Here is a 22,525-nt window from a genome sequence, read left to right as displayed (position 1 = left end):
CATGCCCTTCAAGGATACCCGCCAGACTCTGCTGCTCGTCGACGACGAGCCCGCCAACCTGCATGTGCTCAAGCACATCCTGCAGGATGATTACCGTCTGCTGTTCGCCCGCGACGGCGAACGCGCTCTGGAGCTGGCACGCACCGAACGACCGCATCTGATCCTGCTCGACGTGATGATGCCGGGCATGACCGGCCACGAGGTCTGTGCACAACTCAAGAGCGACCCGCAGACCAGCGACGTTCCGGTGATCTTCGTGACCGCCCTGTCCAACGTTGAGGACGAGATCCACGGCTTCGAGCTGGGTGCCGTCGACTACATCACCAAGCCGGTCAGCGCGCCGATCGTCAAGGCGCGGGTGCGCACTCACCTGTCGCTGGTGCGTGCCGAGGTTCTGCGTCAGACCCGGCTTAACATCGTTCAGGCCCTCGGCATGGCCGCCGAGTACAAGGACAACGAGACCGGTCTGCATGTCATTCGCATGAGCCACTTTTCCCGGGTCATCGCCCTGGAAGCCGGTTTCAGTGCGGATGAAGCAGAAGAACTGCTGCACGCCGCGCCAATGCACGACGTCGGCAAGATCGGCATTCCCGATGCCATCCTGCAAAAACCGGGAAAACTGGATGACGCCGAGTGGCAGATCATGCAGAAACACCCGGAGATCGGCGCGCAGATCATCGGTGAACACGACGCCAGCATGCTGCAGATGGCCCGCCGCATTGCCCTCGGCCACCATGAGAAGTGGGACGGCAGCGGCTACCCGGCTGGCCTGGCAGGCACCGACATTCCGATTGAAGCGCGTATCGTCGCAATCGCAGATGTCTTTGATGCACTGACCAGCGTGCGCCCCTACAAGCAGGCGTGGAGCGTCGAAGACGCCGTCAACCTGATCCGTGAGCAAAGCGGCCGACACTTCGACCCGGCGCTGGTTGACTGCTTCCTGCGCCGGCTCGATGAAATCAACCTGATCCGCGAGCGCTGGGCCGAGTAGCCAGAATGGCATCGCTGTGGAACACTGCGCGCCATCGCCGGTCTGAGATCGGCACCTGATCGGATTGTGGATATCCCCATGCTGCTGCGCTCTGCCCTGTTGCTGCTCGCCATTACCCTGCCCGCTTACGCCAGTCAGCCCCTGACCGTCGACTGGCTCGACCTGCTGCCGGCCGAGGACTATCAGGCGATGCTCGACATGCCGGACTTCGACCACGGTGTCGGGCTGGATGCCGAGGGCAACTTCAGCAACTCGCTGCGTCAGCGCGATAACAGCCTGCCGGCGGTCATGTACTCGACCAAGGTTGTCAGCGAGTATGACGGCAAGACACTGCGCATCGGTGGCTACCCGGTGCCGCTGGAAACCGACGATCAAGGCCGCTACACCAGCTTCTTTCTGGTACCGTACGCCGGCGCGTGCATTCACGTACCACCGCCACCGCCAAACCAGATCATCCTGGTCGACTACCCGACCGGCATCGCCATTGACGATATCTACCAGGCCTTCTGGGTTCAGGGTACGCTGCGGGTCGAGCAGACCAGAAACCAGCTCGCCGATGCCAGCTACCAGCTGCAGGCCTCGCGCGTCTGGCTCTACGACGGGGAATAGCCGCGGTCTTGCCATCCCCCACCCGGGTGGCCCCTTGCCAGCAACGAATCCGCTAAGCTGACGCTTCAACACCCTCCACCTAAAGGGACAGGACAGCATGCAAATTCTGATAGGCCTGATCGGCCTGTTTGTGCTTATCGCCTTCAGTCTGCGCCGCTGGCTGCTACGCCGCGAGGCTCCGCAGATGCAGGCGGTCGACTTCGACGGCGAGCTGTATCAGGTCGGCCAGGCAACCATCGCCCGCAGCGGTCCGCAAGACGCCGAACACAGCGTTATCGTGATGCCGGGGTTTGTCGAAAACTTTCTCTACTTTACCGAGCACTACGCCGATCCGGCGCTGCAACTGATCCTGCTGACCAGCGCCGACTACCATGTCCCGGTCAACCGCCCGCGCTACAGCAAGGCCAGCTGGATCCGCCAGCCCAGCGCGCGCCCCAGTACCATCGCCTACGACGCCGAGGTGCTCAATCAGGCGCTGGAGCACCTGGCCAGCGGCACGCAGGTTCGGGTGCACGGCCACTCTCGCGGCGGTGCCGTCGTGCTGGAAGCCGCCCGTCAGCGTCCCGACCTGTTCACCCAGGTCGAGGTCATTCTTGAAGCGCCGGTCCTGCCGCAGGGCAAGCCCTACCGTGACGTGCCCCGTTTCTTCCGCTGGTTTCTGCCGTACTATCTGTTTCTCTGGCAGCAGCAACCGATTTCGGCCAGCAACCGTAATCTGTTCGGGCCCTTGGACAATCCACGCAAACGCGAGCTGATCATGGCACTGCCCTTCAACCCGAAACACGGCAGTACCTTTGTCAGCAACATGCTTGATCTGGCCGACTGGATGCAGAACAACACCCCGGACATCTACCAGCACGTGCGCCGCGGCGCGATTCTGGTGCCATCACGTGACCGTATCCTTGAGCCACACGCCATGTTGCGCAGTGCCCAGCAGGCGGAGAGTCTGCAGATCATTGAAATCGACGGTTGCAGCCACCTGATCACCGCAGATCGACCCGACTGCATACCGCCGTTGTCCTCCTCCGCAGCATGAGCTGGCAGTTCGAGCCGGTCGGCGTCATCCACTCCTGCTTTGCGGAAAAGTTCGCCATCCCGCGTCAGCCGCAGCTCGCACCGGCGGCCACCGCCAGTCTGGAGCTGCTGCCCCCGTACAACCAGCCGGAAGCACTCGAAGGGCTGGAGGGCGTCAGCCATCTGTGGCTGATCTTCGTCTTCCACGCTGCCGCCAGCGGCCCGCAGCATCTGCGCGTGCGCCCGCCGCGGCTTGGCGGTAACCAGCGTATTGGCGTCTTTGCCAGCCGGGCAACCCATCGGCCTAATCCGATCGGACAATCAGTTGTGCGGCTGGAGGGGATTGATAACGGCCGCCTGTTGCTGTCCGGCGTCGATCTGCTCGACGGCACCCCGGTGCTCGATATCAAGCCCTACGTGCCCTATGCCGACGCCATCAGCGATGCCGTCAACCCGCTGGCACCGCTGCCGCCAGCCCCCATCCCGGTCAGCTGGAGCGATGCTGCGCTGGAGCAGGCTCGCCAGCAGCAGGAGCGCTTGGATCAGCCGCTGATCGCGCTGATTGAGCAGTGCCTCGCCCAGGATCCGAAACCCGCGTACCAGCAGCCGGGGCCGGAACGCGAGTACGGCGTGCAGCTATGGGACGTCAACGTCCGCTGGCATTACCCCGATAGTGGCCAGATTCGCGTGCTAAGCGTCACCCCGACCTAGCATCTGATCACCACAGGGATATACTCAGGGGACTACTTGCCAAAGGAAGGCTGTTTTCGCCATGGCGCAGCTGTACTTCTCCCCAATGCTGCTGGGCATCTGCCTGCTGCTTTCCATCGCCCTGTGCGCTACTGCGCTTTACTGGATGGCTCCAAACGAGTCGGGGCCAGGCTTCTGGATGGCTGGAACCTGGACGCTGATTCTCGGCGTTGCCCTGTTCATCGGCTTCGTCCTTACCCGCAGCCCCGTGCTCAACGTGCTCGGCAACGCCGCCCAACTGGCGGGCGAGGCGCTGTTTTTGCTGGGCATCTTTCATTTCATGCGCCGACCACTACCGTGGTGGCTCATTCCCGTCAGCGTTGGCGCCATGGTGATCGCCAACATCCACTACTGGCTGGTGCACGGTAACTCCAACCTGCTGATGGGTATCTACTCCAGCATCGCCGGCCTGTTACCAATACAGGCGATCTGGGTGTTGTTCCGCGACCGCAGCGATCCCGCCACGCGCCCGGCTCGCCTGCTGGTCGGCTGCAGTCTCGTGCTGTACTGCGCGACTACCCTGTGGCGTGGCGCCCTGGGCTACTACGACTGGTGGGATCAGGCGCTATACAAGCAACCCTACGAATCCTTCAGCTATCTGCTCTCGTATAACTTCGCTATTCCGGCGCTGGTGCTGGGTTTTCTTGGCTGCAGCCTGATGACCACCCAACGGGTTCTTGCCCGCAGCCATCGGTTAGCAGCACAACTTCAGGAGCAGGCCACCCGTGACCCGTTGACCGGCGTGCTCAACCGCCGTGCCTTCCATCAAGCACTGGTAGCAGAGGTCATCCGCAGCCAACGCTACGGCCGGCCTTTATGTCTGGCGATGTTTGATCTTGACCGCTTCAAGCAACTCAACGACGACCTCGGCCATCTCGGTGGCGACGACGCGCTTCAGCACTTCAGCCACCTGTGTCAGCAGCAGGCCAGACGCACCGATACCTTTGCCCGCTTCGGTGGCGAGGAGTTCGTGCTGCTGATGCCCGAGACTGACGCCGACCAGGCGCAGTTGCTGCTGGAACGTATCCGACTGACGCTGGCCGAGCAGCAATTCAGTTATCAGGATCGGCACTACCGAATGGCGGTCAGCATCGGCTTTGCGGAGCTGAGCAGCAATGGCAGCCCTGACCAACTGCTCAGGCAAGCAGACCTGGCGCTGTATCAGGCCAAGGAAGCCGGGCGCAATCAGGTGCGATTGTGGATGGCACCCGCTTCCATGGCATACTGACCACCCTTTTAATCGTCCGAGACACGCGCCGTGTTCACCCTTGGTCATGCCACCCTGCTGATTCTTGGTACCTTTCTCGTCTGGTGGTTGTGGCGAGTATTGGGTCAGCGCGACCGCGCATTGGCGATTGTCCGACGCCACTGCAAACAACACGACCTGCAGTTACTCGACGACAGTGTGGCGCTCAGCGGTGTGCGGTTAGGGCGCACGCGTGGCGGCTGGTTTGGGCTTATCCGGCGCTACGCTTTCGAGTTCACCGTCACCGGCGAGCATCGGTACGCGGGTCACCTCGACTTGTCCGGCAACCACGTGCTGACTATCGAGTTGGCCCCTCACCCGTTCCCGGGCGGCCAGGCAGATGAGCCCGCAGCGACAGTGACCACTCAGAGCAGCGCAAAGATACATAGAATCTATTAGCAATGCCGGATCGATTTTAATCCGTCAGTTGTTCCACGTGGAACCCACCCCATGCTGAAGCAAATCCCCACCCATCTGATCGCCGGCCCACTCGGTGCCGGAAAAACCAGCCTCCTGCACGCATTGCTAGAGCAGCGCCCAGAATCCGAGCGCTGGGCCATCCTGATCAACGAATTCGGTCAGCTGGGTCTGGACCAGGCGCTGCTGACGACAGACAGCAGTGACGGCGTCACCTTGAGCGAAATTCCCGGGGGCTGCCTGTGTTGCGTGAACGGTGTACCGTTTCAGGTCGGCCTGACTCGGCTGCTGCGCAAGGCCAGACCTGATCGACTGTGGATCGAGTGCTCCGGACTTGGCCACCCGGTCAGCCTGCTGCAGCAATTGGCCGATCCTCCGTGGCAGGGCGTGCTCGATCTCAAACCCCTGGTGCTGGTAATCGAAGCAGGCCAATTGCTGAATCCGGACAAGCTGCCCCCCATACAGCAGCAGGCGCTGCCACTGGCCGGACTGGTCATCGCCAACAAGATTGACCAAATTGGCTCCGCTCAACAGCAGACGCTGCAGCAGGTCTGGCCTGACGTACTGGCATGCCAGCAGGCCAAGATCGACCTGCAAGCCATTCCGGGCCTGCAAGATACTGCCACGCTGGACGCGACGGATCTGCCTGAGCCCCCCGCCAGCAGCGCAATTGGCCGGATCTGGCGGCAAGACGGCGACTGGGAATGCCTGAGCCAGCTGCAGAAAGCGCCTTTCAGTATCGGCTGGCGCATACCTGCACAGCAGCAGTTCAGCGCGTCAGCGCTGCGGCTCTGGCTACAACAGCCGTTCCTGCGCGCCAAAGGCGTGCTGAGCACCGACGAAGGCTGGAAGGCAATCAACCTGCTGGGTAATCCAGAGCACGACTGGCAGGACACCAGCTGGCGAAAAGATAACCGGCTGGAGCTGATTCTGGCTGAACAGCCCCAGGCCAGTGCACTTGAGCAAGGCTTGCGGGCCTGCCTGTCCAGCCAATAACCTGAATCCTTTATCCGGAATGACCATGACCCGCACCGCTACCCTGCTGCTTTGCCTGATCAGCCCACAACTGTTTGCCAGCGCGTGCCTGATCGAATCGACCGACCAGGACCTGCCAGTGCGCCTGTGTCAGCAGAACGGCAGCATTCCCCCCGCCCTGTTCGAGCAGCAGTTCTGCCAGCCACAGATTCCGGGCCGGAAATTCAGCATTCAGATGCGGGACAGTTGCCCGACAGGCGCGTATGGCATCTGCCACGGCGCGCACACCGAGGGCGTAGGTTATCAACAGGATATCCACTACTACAGTGCACCTGAGGACGCGCCGGTTCTCCAGGCCTACTGCGAGCAAATCAGCCAGGGACGCTGGGAGCAGCCCTGATTCAGTTGAGCGGTGGCTGCGCAGGCAGCATCGACAGATCGAGGTTATCCCCAACCTTCAAACCGAGTTTATCCACACTGCCGGCAGGTAACTCCAGTACCCAACGCAGGGGCCCGTCAGCCTGGTAGATAGTGCACGGCAAGTCCGCACAGGGCGGCACCTGCGGGAACAGGTGAGCAATGCGACCATCGGCGGCAACAAAAACCAGATCCAGACTGATCACCATGTTGCGCATCCAGATGGCCGGACGCGTGCCTTCAGGAAAGTCGAACAGCATGCCGGTGCCAGCTGGCAGCACCTCGCGGCCCATCAACCCCTGACGGCGACTGTCGGGATCGGCTACAACTTCCATCACGAATTCGGTATCGGCCAACCGAATCGTCTCTGTGGCGCCCAGGACCGGCACCGCAGGGGCCAGCAACAAACTGGCGATAACAGCGTAAGCAATTGATTTCATAGGGTATCTTTAAGCAAATTCTGATAGACCATATTGGTCAGATACAGCCTGTCCTGCTCGCTGATGTCGACAAACTCGATGCCAGTCGCGATCTGTCCGTCAAGCGAATCATCGGCGCTTACCGCCCTGACCAGGGCGTTGAGCGTCATGTAGACATCCAATCCCGCCGGGTTTATCCGAAACGACACCTTGACTGTCTCATTCTTGTTCGCCACCGGGCAAGGCGACAACAGACGGGCACCACCAACGCTGATGTCGGTCATCTTCGCCGAAGCCTGACCTGCGCCCTCGCGAGTAATCGCAGTTACCAGATCGACTTGCACTCGAGCGGAACTGCGTATGCGCATCGACTGGACGCTATCGGGATAGGCCAGATGCAGGTAGGGAAAGGGAGACAGGTTGGACTTGAGCACCCGTGTCTTGTACGCCACGGCATCCTTGCCAACGAAACCGCGGACCAGAAACTGCTGCCCTTCCTTGACGAAAACCAGTTTGCCTTGGCTGGTCGGGGCGGTCACCAGCAGGCTAACCGGGGCGTGAAAGCCGATCATGCGGACCTGATAACGCTCGGCGTTGGTGGTACTCATGGTCTGCAATTGGATCAGATCACCCGGAGCGAGCTGAATCTGCTCAAGTCGCGATACCTGACGCTCAGGCGCCTGAGGCGCTGCGTTATCGCTGTTCTGCTGTGCATTGCGGAACAAACCCAGTTTCAGCAGCTGCTGCAACAGGGGCTTGTTGTCGACCACCTTCGAGTGCGGAAACAGCACCTTGCCGTCGCTATCAACAATATTCCAGGGCAGGGGCTTGCCGAGTGGAATCTCCTCCTCGGTTAGTGGAATAAGCGACACTCGAACGCTCCGCTGTAGTGGGTGTGCTGCTCAATGTAGCAGCCTCAATGAATCACTGCTATCTCTCGCTGAGATCAGCGCCTCTGCCCTTGCTGTAGATGTCCTCGCGTGTCAGAGGCAGGTGGTGGCTGCCGTCTGCAAGCGGCTTCACCGCCAGAATCTGATGAATATCCATCCAGTTTCGTGCAAACCCATAGGCGCAACCGGCAAGGTAGATCCGCCAGATCCGCAGCGCCCGTTCATCTACCAGGACCGCAGCCTGGTCAAGCTTACCCTCAAGATTGTGGCTCCACAGCTCCAGCGTCCGCGCGTAGTGCATTCGCAGGCTCTCGACGTCCACCACTTCCAGGCCCTGATCACTCATTGCCGCCACCGCTGTCGCCAGATGTGGCAGTTCACCGTGCGGAAACACGTAACGACCGATAAAGGCGCCTGCGCCATGGCTGACCGGTCTGCCGTCAGTATGGTGGGCAGTAATGCCATGATTCATGACCAAACCGCCCGGCTTCACCTGCTGGTACAGAATGCGGAAATACTCGGCCAGATTAGCGTGACCCACGTGCTCGAACATGCCGACGCTAACTACCTTGTCGTACTTGTCCTTGCCAGTCAGGTCACGGTAATCCAGTAACTCCAGGTGAATACGGTCACTCAACCCCTGCGCGGCAACCCGCGCTGTTGCGAGCTTGAGTTGCTGTCGACTGAGGGTAATGCCATGGACCTGCACCCCGTACTCCTTTGCCGCATGGCGGGCCAACCCTCCCCAACCGCAACCAACGTCGAGCAGACGCTCGCCGTTATGCAGACGCAGCTTGCGACACAGGTGGTCGAGCTTCTGGATCTGCGCCTTGGCCAGCGAATCGTCCGGATGACGGAAGTAAGCGCAGGAATAGACCATCTCCGGGTCTAGCCAGAGCGCGTAAAACTCGTTGGAAAGGTCGTAATGATAGGAGATCGCCTCGGCATCGGTCTGCCGCTCGTGCGGATCATCAGGTAGCCGAGTTACATCGTCCGGGACCAGTGCGCGACTTAAACTGTCGGCAACCGCTATGGCGTCCATGACACTGCCGCGGATATCGAGCCGCTGCTGAATGAAGGCTTCGCCGAGCCGGTCAAGACTCGGCGCCTGCAACTCTTCCAGCAACGCAGGATCATTTAGCCGCAGTTCGACCCGTGGTGATGGCCCAAGATCAAGTCTGGCCCCATCCGGCAGGCTAAGTCGCAGCGGAAGTTTCAGAGCACCTAAAGAAGCGGCCAGTTGCGCGAGCATTTGGACATCCCCAAGCAGAGCAAAACTCCATTCACTATAGAACAGTCGAGTGAATGCGCTTTGCGCTACCGCTCAAAACCGGGAGTCACCGCCCGCAGGCTGTTAATTTCACTTCTTGGTAGGACGCTTCCAGCCTTCAATATTGCGCTGGCGCGCTCGGCTGACTCCAAGGCTGTCAGCAGGGACGTCTGCGGTAATGGTGGAGCCAGCGGCGGTGGTTGCCCCTGCACCGACAGTCACCGGTGCAACCAGCGCCGTATTGGTGCCAATGAAAGCGCCTTCACCGATCGTCGTCACGTGCTTGTTCACGCCATCGTAGTTGCAGGTGATGGTACCTGCGCCGATGTTCACGTCCGGCCCGACTTCTGCGTCACCGATGTAGGACAGGTGATTCACCTTGGAACCTTCGCCGATGTTGGCCTTCTTGGTTTCCACGAAGTTACCGATCTTGGCCCCGCGCTGCAGGTGTGTGCCGGGCCGCAGACGCGCGTACGGGCCGACATCGCAATCAGCTGCCAAGGTTGCGTCTTCGATGTGGCTGAACGCCTTGATATGGCTGCCCGCGCCGATGCGGCAGTTGCGCAGCACGCAGTTGGCCTCGATGATCACGTCATCCTCAATGAACACTTCACCTTCCAGCACGACATTGATGTCCATGCTGATATCGCGGCCGACGGTCACCTTGCCCCGCACATCAATGCGCGCCGGATCCGCCAGTGTCACACCCTCGGTCATCAGACGCTCGGCCTGCCGACGCCGATACTCGGCTTCCAGCACCGCCAGTTGCACGCGGTTATTGGCGCCCAGCACCTCCGGTTCATCTTCCGGCTGGGCCACTTCGACCGGTACCTGCTGTGCTACCGCCATGGCCACAACATCCGTCAGGTAGTACTCGCCCTGCGCATTCTGGTTGGACAGACTGTTGAGCCAGCGGGCGGCCTGACTGCCGGGGAGCGCCATGATGCCGGTATTGCCTTCGGAGATCAGCAATTGCTCGGCAGAGGCGTCCTTTTGCTCGACGATAGCCTGCACCTGACCTGCCGCGTTGCGCACAATACGGCCGTATCCCGTTGGGTCTGCCATGTTGACCGTCAGCATGCCCAATGCTTGAGCGCCCGCCTGTTTGCTCAGTTTTTGCAGTGTCTCGGCGCGTAGCAAAGGGACATCTCCGTACAGCACCAGAATCTGGTCTGCGCCCTCAATTGCAGGTAGTGCCTGAGCGACAGCGTGGCCAGTGCCCAGCTGTTCGGTCTGCAGTACCCAGTTCAGGTCTGCAGCATCCAGGCGTTCACGCACCAGCTCGGCGCCATGTCCGATAACAACGTGAATCTTGGTCGGCGACAGCGTTCTCGCGCAATCAATCACATGACCCAGCATGGGTTTGCCGGCAACCGGGTGCAACACCTTGGGCAGCTTCGAGCGCATACGGGTGCCCTGTCCGGCGGCGAGAACAACGACGTGCAGATTCATCTTGGAGACATCCTGTTTGATACGGGAAACGACGTGGATGATAGCAAAGCCATCACCGATGGTGCGGATTGGATAACAAGGTTGCAGGTGGGTTCCGACGATATGCGACTCTGCGCCGGAGTTGGGGATATCAGCGAAATTGCGGACAACAAAAAAGGCAGCCTAGGCTGCCTTTTCTGTTTTGGCTTACCGGTTGTTGAGAGCCGGTCCGCCGTACTTCTTGCGAAGTTCCTGCACTGTCCGCAATTGGGCCGCGGCCTCGGCAAGACGGGCAGAAGCCGAACCGTAGTCGAATTCTGCGCCTTTCTCGCTGAGGGCGAGTTCTGCGGCTTTCTTTGCTTCCAGAGCGGCTGCCTCGTCGATGTCACCAGCACGGATTGCCGTGTCAGCGAGCACCTTGACCACTTTCGGCTGAACTTCCAGGAAGCCGCCAGAGATGTAGAACACCTCTTCGCTGCCATCCTGCTTGATCACCCGAATGGGACCCGGTTTGAGATCGGTCAGCAGCGGTGCGTGGCCAGGCATGATGCCCAGGTCACCCAGGTTACCGTGTGCAATGACACTCTCTACCAGGCCCGAGAACAGCTCTTCTTCCGCGCTTACGATATCGCAGTGCACTGTCATAGCCATTGTATCGCCTCGGTCTTGCGCCCCCTTGCGGGGGCACACCCATTACAGTTTCTTCGCTTTCTCGATCGCTTCGTCGATGGTACCAACCATGTAGAAGGCCTGCTCTGGCAGGTGATCGAATTCGCCTTTGAGGATGCCACCGAATGCACGGATGGTCTCTTTCAGCGGAACGTACTTGCCCGGTGCACCGGTAAATACTTCAGCAACGAAGAACGGCTGGGACAGGAAGCGCTGAATCTTACGAGCGCGCGCTACCAGTTGCTTGTCTTCTTCAGACAGCTCGTCCATACCCAGAATCGCGATGATGTCCTTCAGCTCCTTGTAGCGCTGCAGAACATACTGAACGCCACGAGCAACGTCGTAGTGCTCCTGACCGATTACCAGCGGATCCAGCTGACGGGAGGTGGAATCCAGCGGGTCAACGGCCGGGTAGATACCCAGGGACGCGATGTCACGGGACAGTACTACGGTCGCATCAAGGTGAGCGAAGGTAGTTGCCGGAGACGGGTCAGTCAGGTCGTCCGCGGGAACGTATACGGCCTGAATGGAGGTGATGGAACCGGTCTTGGTGGAAGTAATACGCTCCTGCAGAACGCCCATCTCTTCAGCCAGAGTCGGCTGGTAACCTACCGCGGACGGCATACGACCCAGCAGAGCGGATACTTCGGTACCGGCCAGGGTGTAACGGTAGATGTTGTCGATGAACAGCAGAACGTCACGACCTTCGTCACGGAACTTCTCGGCCATGGTCAGGCCGGTCAGTGCAACGCGCAGACGGTTACCCGGCGGCTCGTTCATCTGGCCGTATACCAGGGCTACCTTGTCCAGTACGTTGGAGTCCTTCATCTCGTGATAGAAGTCGTTACCTTCACGAGTACGCTCACCTACACCGGCGAATACAGAGTAACCGCTGTGCTCGATCGCGATGTTACGGATCAGCTCCATCATGTTTACGGTCTTGCCTACACCGGCACCACCGAACAGACCAACCTTACCGCCCTTGGCAAACGGGCAAACCAGGTCGATAACCTTGATGCCGGTTTCCAGCAGCTCGTTAGAGCCAGCTTGCTCGTCGTAGCTGGGAGCAGCGCGGTGGATACCCCAACGCTCTTCTTCACCAATCGGACCAGCTTCGTCGATCGGGTTGCCCAGTACGTCCATGATGCGGCCCAGGGTCTTGACCCCGACCGGCACGGAGATGTTGGCACCGGTGTTGGCAACGGTCAGACCGCGCTTGACACCTTCAGTGGTACCCATGGCGATGGTACGTACAATGCCATCACCCAGCTGCTGCTGAACTTCAAGGGTCAGACCCTTGTCAGTCACTTGCAGCGCGTCATATACCTTCGGCACGTCTTCGCGCGGGAATTCCACGTCGATGACGGCGCCGATGATTTGAACGATACGTCCGCTACTCATTTGTTGGTTCCTCTAAATGGTTGAAACCGTTACCGTTAAACCGCGGCGGCGCCGCCGACGATTTCCGAAATTTCCTGAGTGATCGCTGCCTGACGAGCCTTGTTGTAGATAAGCTGCAGGTTGCTGATAAGGTCACCAGCGTTGTCGGTCGCGTTCTTCATCGCGATCATACGTGCAGCCTGCTCACAGGCATTGTTCTCGACCACCGCCTGATAGACCTGGGACTCAATGTAACGAACCAGCAGTCCATCCAGCAGCTGTCGTGCGTCGGGCTCGTACAGGTAGTCCCAGCTGCCTTTCTGCGCGCCTTCCTCTTCGGAAGCGACCAGCGGGATCATCTGATCCACCTTCGGCTGCTGAACCATCGTGTTGACGAAGCCGTTGCTGACCAGGTACAGACGGTCGATGCGACCTTCGTTGTAGCCATCCAGCATCACCTTGACGCTACCGATCAGATCGTTCAACGCAGGCTGTTCGCCCAGGTTGCTGATCGCTGCGACAACGTTTCCGCCGTAGCTGCGAAAGAAGGAAGCGCCCTTGCTACCGATCACACAGAGCTCGGTTTCAACGTTGCGGTCACGCCACTCTTTCATGCTGTTGACCAGGGCCTTGAACAGGTTAGTGTTCAGACCACCGCAGAGACCACGATCCGAGCTCACCACGATGTAACCCACCCGCTTTACTTCACGCTCTTGCATGAACGGGTGGCGATACTCCGGGTTGGCGTTGGCCAGATGACCAATCACCTGCTGGATACGCTCAGCGTAAGGACGGCTGGCAGCCATGCGCTGTTGTGCTCTGCGCATCTTGCTGACCGCCACCTTTTCCATGGCGCTGGTGATCTTCTGCGTACTTTTAATACTCGCGATCTTACCGCGAATCTCTTTTGCGCCTGCCATGTCACACCCTTTCAGGTTTGCCCTTGGCCGGGTCGCACGATGCGGGGATCAGCTGATGCTGCTCCCCGCTGTCGGCTTACCAGCTCTGGGTTGCCTTGAACTTCTCGATGCCAGCCTTGATGCCAGCTTCGATATCGTCGTTGTAATCGCCCTTCTCGTTGATCTTGGCAAGCAGATCGGCTTGCTCAGACTTGAAGTAGGCGATCATGGCTTTCTCGAAAGCACCGACCTTGTTCTGCTCGACATCGGTCAGGAAGCCTTTCTCGGCAGCAAACAGGCTGACACCCATCTCGGCGATGGACATCGGAGCGTACTGATCCTGCTTCATCAGCTCGGTAACGCGCTGACCGTGCTCCAGCTGCTTACGGGTAGCTTCGTCCAGGTCAGAAGCAAACTGGGCGAATGCAGCCAGTTCACGGTACTGAGCCAGAGCGGTACGGATACCACCAGACAGCTTCTTGATGATCTTGGTCTGAGCCGCGCCACCAACACGAGATACCGACACACCAGCGTTAACAGCCGGACGGATACCCGAGTTGAACAGGTTGGATTCCAGGAAGATCTGACCGTCGGTGATGGAGATCACGTTGGTCGGTACGAACGCAGAAACGTCACCAGCCTGGGTTTCGATGATCGGCAGGGCGGTCAGCGAGCCAGTCTTGCCAGTTACGGCACCGTTGGTGAACTTCTCTACGTACTCTTCGGAAACGCGGGAAGCTCGCTCCAGCAGACGGCTGTGGAGATAGAACACGTCGCCCGGATAGGCTTCACGTCCCGGAGGACGACGCAGCAGCAGGGAGATCTGACGGTAGGCAACAGCTTGCTTGGACAGGTCATCATAGATGATCAGAGCGTCTTCGCCGCGGTCGCGGAAGTATTCACCCATGGTGCAGCCGGCGTAAGGAGCCAAGAACTGCAGGGCAGCCGGATCAGAAGCGGACGCAGCAACGATGACGGTGTGACCCATTGCATCGTGCTCTTCCAGCTTGCGTACCACGTTGGCGATGGTCGACTGCTTCTGACCAACTGCAACGTAGACACACTTAACGCCGGAACCTTTCTGGTTGATGATGGCGTCGATCGCCATAGCGGTCTTACCAGTCTGACGGTCACCGATGATCAGCTCACGCTGGCCACGACCTACCGGAACCATCGCGTCGACGGCCTTGTAGCCAGTCTGGATGGGCTGGTCAACCGACTTACGCCAGATCACGCCCGGAGCAACCTTTTCAACCGCATCGGTGTGCTTGGCGTTGATGTCGCCCTTGCCATCGATCGGTGCACCCAGTGCGTTAACGACGCGACCCAGCAGCTCCGGACCTACCGGAACTTCCAGGATGCGACCGGTGCACTTGACGGTCATGCCTTCGGCCAGACCCAGGTAGTCACCCAGAATTACAGCACCAACGGAGTCTTGCTCCAGGTTCAGTGCCATACCGTATACGCCTTCGGGAAACTCGAGCATTTCCCCGTACATTACATCGGCGAGACCGTGAATCCGCACGATACCGTCAGATACGGAAAGAATCGTACCTTCGTTGCGTGCCTGAGAAGCGATATCGAGCTGCTCGATCCGCTTCTTGATGATGTCACTGATCTCTGATGGATTCAGTTGTTGCATGCCTTTATCCTCAAAACCTTATGCTGAAATCAGGAGCCCAACGACTCGGCCAGTTTGGTCAGTTTTCCGCGCACGGAGGCGTCGATGACCAAGTCGCCGGTGCGAACAACCAGTCCACCAATCAGTGACTTGTCCACAGCCGCGTCGATCTGCACATTGCGATCGAGTTTGCGGGACAGCGCCTCGGCCAGCTTCTGCTGCTGTTCGGCGCTCAGCTCGAAAGCCGAGCTCACGTTGATGTCGATGGTACGCTCAAGATCAGCTCGGAAGCTGTTAAATAGCGTCGCGATCTCGGGAAGCAGGGCAAGCCTGCGATTATCGGCGAGGATCGTCAGAAAGTTGCGTTGCTCTTCGCTCACCGATTTCCCGGTGCAGTCGAGGATGACGTCGGCTTTCTTCTGTTCCGCCAGACCCGGATCGGTCAGCAGCTGGCGAGTTGCCTCGTCTGCGGCCACCTGGCCAGCAGCGTTCAGCACCTCGGCCCATTCGGCCAGGGCCTGTTGGGCTTTTGCCCGCTCAAATGCCGCTTTGGCGTAGGGGCGGGCCAGCGTAATCAGTTCTGCCATGATGACCTCGCTTAGAGTTCGGCTACCAGCTTGTTCAGCATGTCACCGTGCTTGTCAGCGTCGACAGAAGTTTCCAGAATCTTCTCGGCGCCGGCGACTGCGATGGCAGCAATCTCGGCACGCAGAGCGTCTCTGGCCTTGATGCGCTGCTGTTCGATTTCCGCCTGGGCCTGAGCCAGGATCTTCTCACCTTCCTTGCGAGCATCCTCTTTGGAGGCTTCAACAATCTGGTTGGCGCGCTTGTTAGCTTGCTCAATCAGAGCTGCTGCCTGCTCTTTGGCCTGACGCAGTTCCTGGGCCGACTTTTCTTGAGTCAGTTCCAGGTCCTTGGCGGCGCGATCAGAGGCTGCAAGGCCATCTGCGATCTTCTTCTGGCGCTCCTGCAGAGCAGCAATGACCGGAGGCCATACATACTTCATGCAGAACACCACGAAGATGAAGAACGCGATCGCTTGACCGGCTATCGTCAAATTGATGTTCACGTCTTCACCTCTTGCCTGTCGTATTCATTACCTTCAAGTTGAAGTCGCCGTTGCCGGCGACTGCATTACGCAACTTGGGCAAGGAAGGGGTTGGCAAAGGTGAAGAACAGAGCGATACCAACACCGATCATGGTTACGGCGTCGAGCAGACCGGCGACGATGAACATTTTAACCTGCAGAGCGGGGATCATTTCCGGCTGACGCGCAGCGCCTTCCAGGAATTTGCCACCCAGGATACCAAAGCCGATAGCGGTACCCAGTGCGCCCAGGCCAATCAGCAGTGCTACGGCAATCGCGGTCATTCCAACTACAGTTTCCATTTAAAGCTCCCAGTTTTCAGTTAATTGCAAGTTATGGGTTTTCGGGTAGAACTAAATCGTTATCGCCTGATCAGTGACTGTCTTCGTGCGCCATGCTGAGGTACACGATGGTCAGCATCATGAAGATGAATGCCTGCAGCGTGATGATCAGAATGTGGAAGATAGCCCACGGCACGGACAGAGCCCACTGAGCCCAGAAGGGCAGCAGAGCGATCAGGATGAAGATCAGCTCGCCGGCGTACAGGTTACCGAACAGACGCAGGGCGAGAGAGACCGGCTTGGCCAGCAGGCTGACGCCTTCGAGCAGCAGGTTGACCGGAATCAGCAGGATCTTCAGGAAGATGTTGCTGGAGGAGAAGGGATGCAGGGTCAGCTCACCGAGGAAGCCGCCAACACCCTTGACCTTGACACTGTAGAAGATGATCAGCGCGAACACCGACAGGGACATGCCCAGGGTGGCGTTGACGTCAGTCGTCGGTACGACCTTCATGTATTCAACACCGGCCATGTGGAACAGCTGCGGCAGGAAGTCGACGGGGATCAAGTCCATGAAGTTCATCAGGAAGACCCAGCAGAAGATGGTCAGCGCCAGGGGAGCGATCACCTTATTGCGGCCGTGGAAGGTTTCCTTGACGCTCTGATCGACAAACTCGACCATCATTTCAACGAAGTTTTGCAGACCACCGGGGACACCGGAGGTGGCTTTCTTGGCAGCCATGCGGAAGAAGAACAGGAACAGCGCACCGAGGAACAGAGACCAGCCCATGGTGTCGACGTGAATAGCCATGAAGCCCATGTCGGACGCTTCCTGAGCGCCGTGGGCCATGGTCCAGGTGTCCTGGCTCAGAACAGTACCATCGGTACGCTCATAACCGGCCGGGAGTTTCCCATAGGTCAGGTTCTGAAGGTGGTGCTTGATGTAATCTGATGCGGTAGCGCCTGCCATAACGTTCTCTCAGGTCCTTTAGCTATGCTGCGTTTTTCCACCCATTACTGCAGGTGTTAGCCAGTTCGTGACCAGCATGATCGCAAATGTAAGAAACAGTGCCGACTCGTCTATCGGCTTAATACTTTTGAACGCCATCGCAAAGAGGACAGCGCAAAGGATGAGCTTGCCGGCCTCACCCTTGTAAAAAGAACCCATTATCTGCTTCGCAGCGCGCGCGCCGGTGTAACGAAAAGCCTTGAGCGCGAAATACACATTGGGCAGGAGGAAGATGAAGCCTCCCACCAGGGCGGAGTACGCCGCCACGGGGCTTTTAATCCAAAAAAGCGCCCCCATCAAAAACACGACAGCAGCCTGAAACGCGAACCACTTGATCAGCGGGGGACGACGAATGGCATTGGTCTTCACAGTCGTCATCAGTACTCGATACCCCTGCGGGTGGTGCATGCGTGAAACAAATTACCGGGCTGCCCCGTAAAGCGCCGGTGATTATATGTGTTCGACCCCGTAGAGGCAACCAAACCGGTGCGCAGCGAAACGCCGCTAAGGCGCATGCTGCCTGATCTGCACGGCATTCCCGGCACGTTTGGTTGTGCGCCGGAGCCAAGCACTACATCTTGTGGTTCGAATCAGATTTGCGACGCGGCGCGGTCATCTTTTGTAATAATTGACGACCGCCCGCAAGACCAGCAATGACGCCGGATACGCGCTCAAAAGAGCTTAGCGGATGTGTTCAAGAATGCCATCGAGCTCATCAAGTGAGCTGTAGCTGATGACCAGACGGCCTTTGCCTCGGGCGCCGTGCTGAAGCTTCACTTCGGCCCCCAAACGCTCGCCCAAGTCCTGTTGCAGACGCTCGATATCAGGATTGGTGCGCTGTTGTGTCGCATCTCTTTTCGGGCTCAGCCACTGGCGAACCAGCGCTTCGGTCTGACGAACGGTCAACCCCTTGGCCACGACCTGGCGCGCAGCGACCGTTTGCTGCTCTGCAGGCAGGCCGAGCAGCGCCCGAGCATGGCCCATTTCCAGATCGCCGCGCTCGAGCATCAGCTTGACGTCTTCGGGCAGGCTCATCAGGCGCAACAGGTTGGTGATGCTGACTCGCGATTTTCCAACCGCATCAGCGACTTGCTGCTGGGTCAGCTCGAATTCCTGCTGCAGGCGCTGCAGGGCAATCGCTTCCTCGATCGGGTTAAGGTCTTCGCGCTGGATGTTTTCGATCAGCGCCATGGCAATGGCAGCTTCATCCGGCACTTCGCGAATGACCGCCGGGATGCTGTCCAGTCCCGCCAGCTGGCTGGCCCGCCAGCGGCGCTCACCCGCGATGATTTCGTAACGCCCCTCGCCGATCGGACGCACGACGATCGGCTGCATCACGCCCTGAGCACGAATCGACTCAGCCAGCTCTTCCAGTGCCTGCGGGTCCATGTCGCGACGCGGCTGGTATTTGCCACGCTGCACCAGGTCAACCGGCAGCTCCTTGAGAATCTGATCCTGGCTTTCGCCGTCCGCTGTTGGCGCAACACTGGCACCCAGCAATGCGTCCAGTCCCCGTCCCAAGCCGCGCTTCTTGCCCGCCATGCCTGATGTCCTTGTAGTCAATCGTTCAAATCGGTAACGGCAGCGACTTTGGCTGCCTGTTTGCTGCGGCGTACCACTTCACCGGCCAGCGCCAGATAGGCGACGGCGCCACGCGACTGCTTGTCGTACGCCAGCGCCGGCATGCCAAAACTGGGCGCCTCGGCCAATCGCACATTGCGCGGAATCACGGTCTGGTACAGCTTGTCGCCAAAATGGGCGCTGAGCTGCGCCGACACATCCAGCGTCAGGCTGTTACGCGGATCGTACATGGTCCGCAACAGGCCCTCGATCTGCAGGGTCGGGTTCAGCACCGAGCTGATCCGGCTGATGGTGTTCACCAGTGCCGACAACCCTTCCAGCGCGTAGTACTCGCACTGCATGGGAATCACCACACCATCAGCGGCAACCAGGCCGTTGACCGTCAGCATGTTCAGCGAGGGCGGGCAGTCGATCAGGATGAAATCATAATGATCGCGGGCATTGACCAGCGCATAACGCAGCCGGCTTTCCTTCATCTTGATGTTGATCAGCTCGACTTCGGCAGCAGTCAGGTCGCCGTTGGCCGGCAACAAATCATAGCCGCCGTGCTCGGAACGACAGACCGCCTCGGCAAACTCACACTGCCCGGTCAGCAGTTCGTAGACGGAGTTATCGAGGTTGGCCTTGTCGATGCCACTGCCCATGGTCGCATTGCCCTGGGGGTCGAGATCGATCAGCAGCACCTTGCGCTTGGTCGCGGCCAGCGAGGCGGCAAGATTGATCGTGGTGGTGGTCTTGCCCACACCGCCCTTCTGGTTGGCTATTGCCAGCACCTTGCCCACGTTTTGCCCCCTTGATATCAGCCCTGATTCATCCGTCGCAGTATCAACAGATGACGGCTGCCAACGCAACCGGGAACCTGCAATTGTGCACTGCTCTCGAGCTGGAAGTCGACCGGCATGGCGGCCAGTTCTTCATCGGGGTAAACGCCTTTCATCGCCAGCCAGCGGGTTTGCGTAGTACCGAGGTGACGCGTGAGATGGGTGAAGTCGGCCAGTGAGGCAAAGGCGCGTGAGGTTATGCCGTCAAAAGGCTGGCCCGGATCGAAGGCCTCAACCCGGCTGTTGACCACCTGCAGATTGGTCAGCCCCAGCTCATTCTTCACCTGGGTGAGAAACCGGGTTTTCTTGCCATTGCTGTCGAGCAGAGTGAATTCGCGCTCGGGAAACATGATCGCCAGCATCACGCCGGGCATGCCGCCACCGCTGCCAACATCCAGCCAGCGCTGACCTTCGATGAACGAGACAATGCTCAAGCTGTCGAGCAGGTGACGGCTGACCATCTCATTCGGGTCACGCACAGCGGTCAGGTTGTAGGCCTTGTTCCACTTGTTCAGCAGGGCCATGTAGCCCAGCAGTTTTTCCTGTTGCTGCTCGCTCAGCGCGACGCCCAACTGCTTGGCGCCCTGCGCCAGTTCTACCGCGTGTTGACTCATACCGCTTACGCCTCCCGGGCCAGCGAGCTATCGCCGAGGGCGTTGCGTTTTTTCAGATGGATCAGCAGCAGACTGACCGCCGCCGGCGTAACTCCCGGAATGCGCGAGGCCTGGCCGAGGGTCTGCGGACGCACATCGGCCAGCTTGGCGCGAATTTCGTTCGATAGACCGTTGAGGCTGGCGTAATCCAGATCTTCCGGCAGGCGGGTTTGCTCATGCTGACGCAGACGTTCGATTTCTTCCTGCTGACGCTCGATATAACCGGCGTACTTGGCCTGAATTTCGACCTGTTCGGCAGCATCGGCCGGAATGTCGGTAGCACCGGTCAGTTCGACCAGCGCGGCGTAATCCACTTCCGGGCGGCGCAGCAAGTCGAGCAGGCTGTATTCGTGGGTCAACGGCGTACCGTACTGCGCGCTGTAGGCCTTGCCCTGATCGCTGGCGGGCTGCACCCAGGTGCTGCGCAGACGCTGGGTTTCCTGCTCGATGGCTTCGCGCTTGGCGTTAAAGACCGCCCAGCGCTCGTCGTCAACCAGGCCCAGCTCGCGGCCTTTCTCGGTCAGGCGCAGGTCAGCGTTGTCTTCACGCAGCACCAGACGGTACTCGGCGCGCGAGGTGAACATGCGATACGGCTCGCGAGTACCCATGGTGATCAGGTCATCGACCAGTACACCGATGTAGGCCTCGTCACGACGCGGACACCAGGCTTCGCGCTCCTGAGCACGCAGTGCGGCGTTCAACCCGGCCAGCAAACCCTGAGCACCGGCCTCTTCGTAACCGGTGGTGCCGTTGATCTGACCAGCAAAGAACAAACCGTCGATAACCTTGGTTTCCAGCGAGTACTTCAGATCCTGCGGGTTGAAGTAATCGTATTCGATGGCGTAACCCGGGCGCAGGATGTGGGCGTTCTCCATGCCCTTGATCGAGCGCACGATCTGCAGCTGCACGTCAAACGGCAGCGAGGTAGAAATGCCGTTCGGGTAGAGCTCGTGGGTGGTCAGGCCTTCCGGCTCGATGAATACCTGATGCTGATCCTTGTCGGCAAAACGATGAATCTTGTCTTCAATCGATGGGCAGTAGCGTGGGCCGATGCCTTCGATCACCCCGGTGTACATCGGCGAGCGATCCAGGTTCTCGCGGATGATGTCGTGGGTACGTTCGTTGGTGTGGGTGATCCAGCAGTTGACCTGCTCCGGATGCAGGTCGGCATTGCCCATGAACGACATCACCGGAATCGGCGTATCGCCGGGCTGTGGCGTCATCTGGCTGAAATCGACGCTACGGCCGTCGATGCGCGGCGGGGTACCGGTTTTCAGGCGATCAACCCGCAGCGGCAGTTCGCGCAAACGCTGAGCCAGCGCAATCGCTGGCGGATCACCCGCGCGACCGCCGGAGTAGTTGTCCAGACCGATGTGAATCAGACCACCAAGGAACGTACCGGTAGTCAGCACCACGTTGTCAGCGAGGAAACGCAAGCCCATCTGGGTAACCACACCACGGACCTGCTGATTTTCGACAATCAGGTCATCACAGGCCTGCTGAAAGATCCACAGGTTTGGCTGATTTTCCAGGGTGTGACGGATGGCGGCCTTGTACAGCACACGGTCAGCCTGGGCACGGGTGGCACGCACGGCGGGGCCTTTGCGGCTGTTGAGCACGCGAAACTGAATACCTGCCTTGTCGGTAGCCAACGCCATCGCACCGCCAAGGGCATCAATCTCCTTGACCAGATGGCTCTTGCCAATACCACCGATTGCCGGGTTACAGCTCATCTGACCGAGGGTTTCGACGTTATGACTGAGCAGCAGGGTTTTCACCCCCATACGGGCAGCAGCAAGTGCAGCTTCGGTACCGGCATGGCCACCGCCTACCACTATGACGTCAAAACGGCTGGGGAAATCCACCTGTCACCTCGATTGTCAGGCCTGTGCCTGACGCGGAAAAAAGGGGCTGATTATAGGCCCAAGGGGAAAAAATTGCAGCTTTGACTGAACACTTTTTGTACAGCGGGCCAGGTTGGGAAAAACGTCCAGATAGATATAGATAAGAAAAGAAAGATTTATATAAACCTTGAATTAGTTAATGTATATGGTCAGCCGATTTTCTGTGGGTAACTCATAAAAATCCTTAAATATCA

Annotated in this window: 25 protein-coding genes; 8 read left to right on the top strand and 17 right to left on the bottom strand. The window is 59.2% G+C overall.

The window, feature by feature from the left end; genetic code table 11:
- Position 1 precedes the first annotated feature (1 nt).
- From AAFM31_RS04850 to AAFM31_RS04815, 8 genes are all read left to right on the top strand, one after another.
- Complete coding sequence (locus AAFM31_RS04850; protein ID WP_341706777.1) at positions 2-991, top strand: HD domain-containing phosphohydrolase; 990 nt, start codon at positions 2-4, stop codon at positions 989-991.
- A gap of 78 nt (positions 992-1,069) precedes the next feature.
- Complete coding sequence (locus AAFM31_RS04845; protein ID WP_341706776.1) at positions 1,070-1,600, top strand: DUF3299 domain-containing protein; 531 nt, start codon at positions 1,070-1,072, stop codon at positions 1,598-1,600.
- A gap of 97 nt (positions 1,601-1,697) precedes the next feature.
- Positions 1,698-2,636: an alpha/beta hydrolase gene (locus AAFM31_RS04840; protein ID WP_341706775.1), complete on the top strand. Its 939-nt coding sequence runs from the start codon at positions 1,698-1,700 to the stop codon at positions 2,634-2,636.
- A complete protein-coding gene (gene tsaA / locus AAFM31_RS04835) occupies positions 2,633-3,325 on the top strand; it encodes a tRNA (N6-threonylcarbamoyladenosine(37)-N6)-methyltransferase TrmO (protein ID WP_341706774.1) in 693 nt (230 codons plus the stop codon). The genes AAFM31_RS04840 and tsaA overlap by 4 nt, the downstream gene beginning before the upstream one ends.
- Positions 3,326-3,386: 61 nt before the next feature.
- Positions 3,387-4,592, top strand: coding sequence for a GGDEF domain-containing protein (locus AAFM31_RS04830; protein ID WP_341706773.1), 1,206 nt, complete (start codon positions 3,387-3,389; stop codon positions 4,590-4,592).
- A 30-nt stretch (positions 4,593-4,622) separates the two neighbouring features.
- Entirely contained in the window at positions 4,623-5,009 is a 387-nt protein-coding gene (locus tag AAFM31_RS04825) for a DUF3301 domain-containing protein (protein ID WP_341706772.1), read from the top strand.
- Positions 5,010-5,060: 51 nt separating this feature from the next.
- Positions 5,061-6,023, top strand: coding sequence for a CobW family GTP-binding protein (locus AAFM31_RS04820; RefSeq protein ID WP_341706771.1), 963 nt, complete (start codon positions 5,061-5,063; stop codon positions 6,021-6,023).
- A 25-nt stretch (positions 6,024-6,048) separates the two neighbouring features.
- Positions 6,049-6,402: an NADH:ubiquinone oxidoreductase gene (locus AAFM31_RS04815; protein ID WP_341706770.1), complete on the top strand. Its 354-nt coding sequence runs from the start codon at positions 6,049-6,051 to the stop codon at positions 6,400-6,402.
- Position 6,403: 1 nt separating this feature from the next.
- Here AAFM31_RS04815 and AAFM31_RS04810 read toward each other — a convergent pair whose 3' ends face one another.
- From AAFM31_RS04810 to mnmG, 17 genes are all read right to left on the bottom strand, one after another.
- Positions 6,404-6,859 carry a DUF192 domain-containing protein gene (locus AAFM31_RS04810; RefSeq protein WP_341706769.1) on the bottom strand — a complete coding sequence of 152 codons (456 nt, stop codon included), beginning with the start codon at positions 6,857-6,859 and terminating at the stop codon, positions 6,404-6,406.
- On the bottom strand, positions 6,856-7,710 hold the full coding sequence (locus tag AAFM31_RS04805) for a flagellar brake protein (RefSeq protein WP_341706768.1): 855 nt from the start codon (positions 7,708-7,710) through the stop codon (positions 6,856-6,858). The genes AAFM31_RS04810 and AAFM31_RS04805 overlap by 4 nt, the downstream gene beginning before the upstream one ends.
- 58 nt (positions 7,711-7,768) lie before the next feature.
- Complete coding sequence (cfaB, locus tag AAFM31_RS04800) at positions 7,769-8,980, bottom strand: C17 cyclopropane fatty acid synthase CfaB (protein WP_341706767.1); 1,212 nt, start codon at positions 8,978-8,980, stop codon at positions 7,769-7,771.
- A gap of 108 nt (positions 8,981-9,088) precedes the next feature.
- Positions 9,089-10,450, bottom strand: coding sequence for a bifunctional UDP-N-acetylglucosamine diphosphorylase/glucosamine-1-phosphate N-acetyltransferase GlmU (gene glmU, locus AAFM31_RS04795; RefSeq protein ID WP_341706766.1), 1,362 nt, complete (start codon positions 10,448-10,450; stop codon positions 9,089-9,091).
- Positions 10,451-10,636: 186 nt separating this feature from the next.
- Entirely contained in the window at positions 10,637-11,080 is a 444-nt protein-coding gene (locus tag AAFM31_RS04790) for a F0F1 ATP synthase subunit epsilon (RefSeq protein WP_285676999.1), read from the bottom strand.
- Positions 11,081-11,122: 42 nt separating this feature from the next.
- On the bottom strand, positions 11,123-12,499 hold the full coding sequence (gene atpD / locus AAFM31_RS04785; protein WP_088275878.1) for a F0F1 ATP synthase subunit beta: 1,377 nt from the start codon (positions 12,497-12,499) through the stop codon (positions 11,123-11,125).
- Between the two features lie 35 nt (positions 12,500-12,534).
- On the bottom strand, positions 12,535-13,398 hold the full coding sequence (atpG, locus tag AAFM31_RS04780; protein WP_088275879.1) for a F0F1 ATP synthase subunit gamma: 864 nt from the start codon (positions 13,396-13,398) through the stop codon (positions 12,535-12,537).
- Between the two features lie 76 nt (positions 13,399-13,474).
- Positions 13,475-15,019: a F0F1 ATP synthase subunit alpha gene (atpA, locus tag AAFM31_RS04775; RefSeq protein ID WP_341706765.1), complete on the bottom strand. Its 1,545-nt coding sequence runs from the start codon at positions 15,017-15,019 to the stop codon at positions 13,475-13,477.
- A gap of 29 nt (positions 15,020-15,048) precedes the next feature.
- On the bottom strand, positions 15,049-15,585 hold the full coding sequence (locus tag AAFM31_RS04770; protein WP_341706764.1) for a F0F1 ATP synthase subunit delta: 537 nt from the start codon (positions 15,583-15,585) through the stop codon (positions 15,049-15,051).
- Between the two features lie 11 nt (positions 15,586-15,596).
- Positions 15,597-16,067: a F0F1 ATP synthase subunit B gene (locus AAFM31_RS04765; RefSeq protein ID WP_088275883.1), complete on the bottom strand. Its 471-nt coding sequence runs from the start codon at positions 16,065-16,067 to the stop codon at positions 15,597-15,599.
- A 65-nt stretch (positions 16,068-16,132) separates the two neighbouring features.
- On the bottom strand, positions 16,133-16,387 hold the full coding sequence (gene atpE, locus AAFM31_RS04760) for a F0F1 ATP synthase subunit C (RefSeq protein ID WP_088275884.1): 255 nt from the start codon (positions 16,385-16,387) through the stop codon (positions 16,133-16,135).
- Positions 16,388-16,457: 70 nt separating this feature from the next.
- Entirely contained in the window at positions 16,458-17,333 is an 876-nt protein-coding gene (atpB, locus tag AAFM31_RS04755; protein ID WP_341706763.1) for a F0F1 ATP synthase subunit A, read from the bottom strand.
- 18 nt (positions 17,334-17,351) lie between these two features.
- On the bottom strand, positions 17,352-17,750 hold the full coding sequence (locus AAFM31_RS04750; RefSeq protein WP_341706762.1) for a F0F1 ATP synthase subunit I: 399 nt from the start codon (positions 17,748-17,750) through the stop codon (positions 17,352-17,354).
- Positions 17,751-18,053: 303 nt separating this feature from the next.
- Positions 18,054-18,914 (bottom strand): ParB/RepB/Spo0J family partition protein, encoded by an 861-nt coding sequence (locus AAFM31_RS04745; RefSeq protein WP_341706761.1) that lies wholly within the window; start codon positions 18,912-18,914, stop codon positions 18,054-18,056.
- 17 nt (positions 18,915-18,931) lie between these two features.
- Positions 18,932-19,735 (bottom strand): AAA family ATPase, encoded by an 804-nt coding sequence (locus tag AAFM31_RS04740; protein WP_341706760.1) that lies wholly within the window; start codon positions 19,733-19,735, stop codon positions 18,932-18,934.
- Positions 19,736-19,752: 17 nt separating this feature from the next.
- Entirely contained in the window at positions 19,753-20,388 is a 636-nt protein-coding gene (rsmG, locus tag AAFM31_RS04735) for a 16S rRNA (guanine(527)-N(7))-methyltransferase RsmG (RefSeq protein ID WP_341706759.1), read from the bottom strand.
- A gap of 5 nt (positions 20,389-20,393) precedes the next feature.
- On the bottom strand, positions 20,394-22,292 hold the full coding sequence (gene mnmG, locus AAFM31_RS04730) for a tRNA uridine-5-carboxymethylaminomethyl(34) synthesis enzyme MnmG (protein ID WP_341706758.1): 1,899 nt from the start codon (positions 22,290-22,292) through the stop codon (positions 20,394-20,396).
- Positions 22,293-22,525 lie beyond the last annotated feature (233 nt).

Source organism: Halopseudomonas sp., assembly GCF_038130085.1.
Classification (GTDB): domain Bacteria; phylum Pseudomonadota; class Gammaproteobacteria; order Pseudomonadales; family Pseudomonadaceae; genus Halopseudomonas.
This window is presented reverse-complemented; position numbering and strand designations above follow the sequence as displayed.

Bases quoted from the DNA above. Each gene is read 5' to 3' on its own strand.
- AAFM31_RS04850 (WP_341706777.1), top strand. From the start codon at position 2: ATGCCCTTCAAGGATACCCGCCAGACTCTGCTGCTCGTCGACGACGAG.
- AAFM31_RS04845 (WP_341706776.1), top strand. From the start codon at position 1,070: ATGCTGCTGCGCTCTGCCCTGTTGCTGCTCGCCATTACCCTGCCCGCT.
- AAFM31_RS04840 (WP_341706775.1), top strand. From the start codon at position 1,698: ATGCAAATTCTGATAGGCCTGATCGGCCTGTTTGTGCTTATCGCCTTC.
- tsaA (WP_341706774.1), top strand. From the start codon at position 2,633: ATGAGCTGGCAGTTCGAGCCGGTCGGCGTCATCCACTCCTGCTTTGCG.
- AAFM31_RS04830 (WP_341706773.1), top strand. From the start codon at position 3,387: ATGGCGCAGCTGTACTTCTCCCCAATGCTGCTGGGCATCTGCCTGCTG.
- AAFM31_RS04820 (WP_341706771.1), top strand. From the start codon at position 5,061: ATGCTGAAGCAAATCCCCACCCATCTGATCGCCGGCCCACTCGGTGCC.
- AAFM31_RS04815 (WP_341706770.1), top strand. From the start codon at position 6,049: ATGACCCGCACCGCTACCCTGCTGCTTTGCCTGATCAGCCCACAACTG.
- AAFM31_RS04810 (WP_341706769.1), bottom strand. From the start codon at position 6,859: ATGAAATCAATTGCTTACGCTGTTATCGCCAGTTTGTTGCTGGCCCCT.
- cfaB (WP_341706767.1), bottom strand. From the start codon at position 8,980: ATGCTCGCGCAACTGGCCGCTTCTTTAGGTGCTCTGAAACTTCCGCTG.
- glmU (WP_341706766.1), bottom strand. From the start codon at position 10,450: ATGAATCTGCACGTCGTTGTTCTCGCCGCCGGACAGGGCACCCGTATG.
- AAFM31_RS04790 (WP_285676999.1), bottom strand. From the start codon at position 11,080: ATGGCTATGACAGTGCACTGCGATATCGTAAGCGCGGAAGAAGAGCTG.
- atpD (WP_088275878.1), bottom strand. From the start codon at position 12,499: ATGAGTAGCGGACGTATCGTTCAAATCATCGGCGCCGTCATCGACGTG.
- atpG (WP_088275879.1), bottom strand. From the start codon at position 13,398: ATGGCAGGCGCAAAAGAGATTCGCGGTAAGATCGCGAGTATTAAAAGT.
- atpA (WP_341706765.1), bottom strand. From the start codon at position 15,019: ATGCAACAACTGAATCCATCAGAGATCAGTGACATCATCAAGAAGCGG.
- AAFM31_RS04770 (WP_341706764.1), bottom strand. From the start codon at position 15,585: ATGGCAGAACTGATTACGCTGGCCCGCCCCTACGCCAAAGCGGCATTT.
- atpE (WP_088275884.1), bottom strand. From the start codon at position 16,387: ATGGAAACTGTAGTTGGAATGACCGCGATTGCCGTAGCACTGCTGATT.
- atpB (WP_341706763.1), bottom strand. From the start codon at position 17,333: ATGGCAGGCGCTACCGCATCAGATTACATCAAGCACCACCTTCAGAAC.
- AAFM31_RS04750 (WP_341706762.1), bottom strand. From the start codon at position 17,750: ATGACGACTGTGAAGACCAATGCCATTCGTCGTCCCCCGCTGATCAAG.
- AAFM31_RS04745 (WP_341706761.1), bottom strand. From the start codon at position 18,914: ATGGCGGGCAAGAAGCGCGGCTTGGGACGGGGACTGGACGCATTGCTG.
- rsmG (WP_341706759.1), bottom strand. From the start codon at position 20,388: ATGAGTCAACACGCGGTAGAACTGGCGCAGGGCGCCAAGCAGTTGGGC.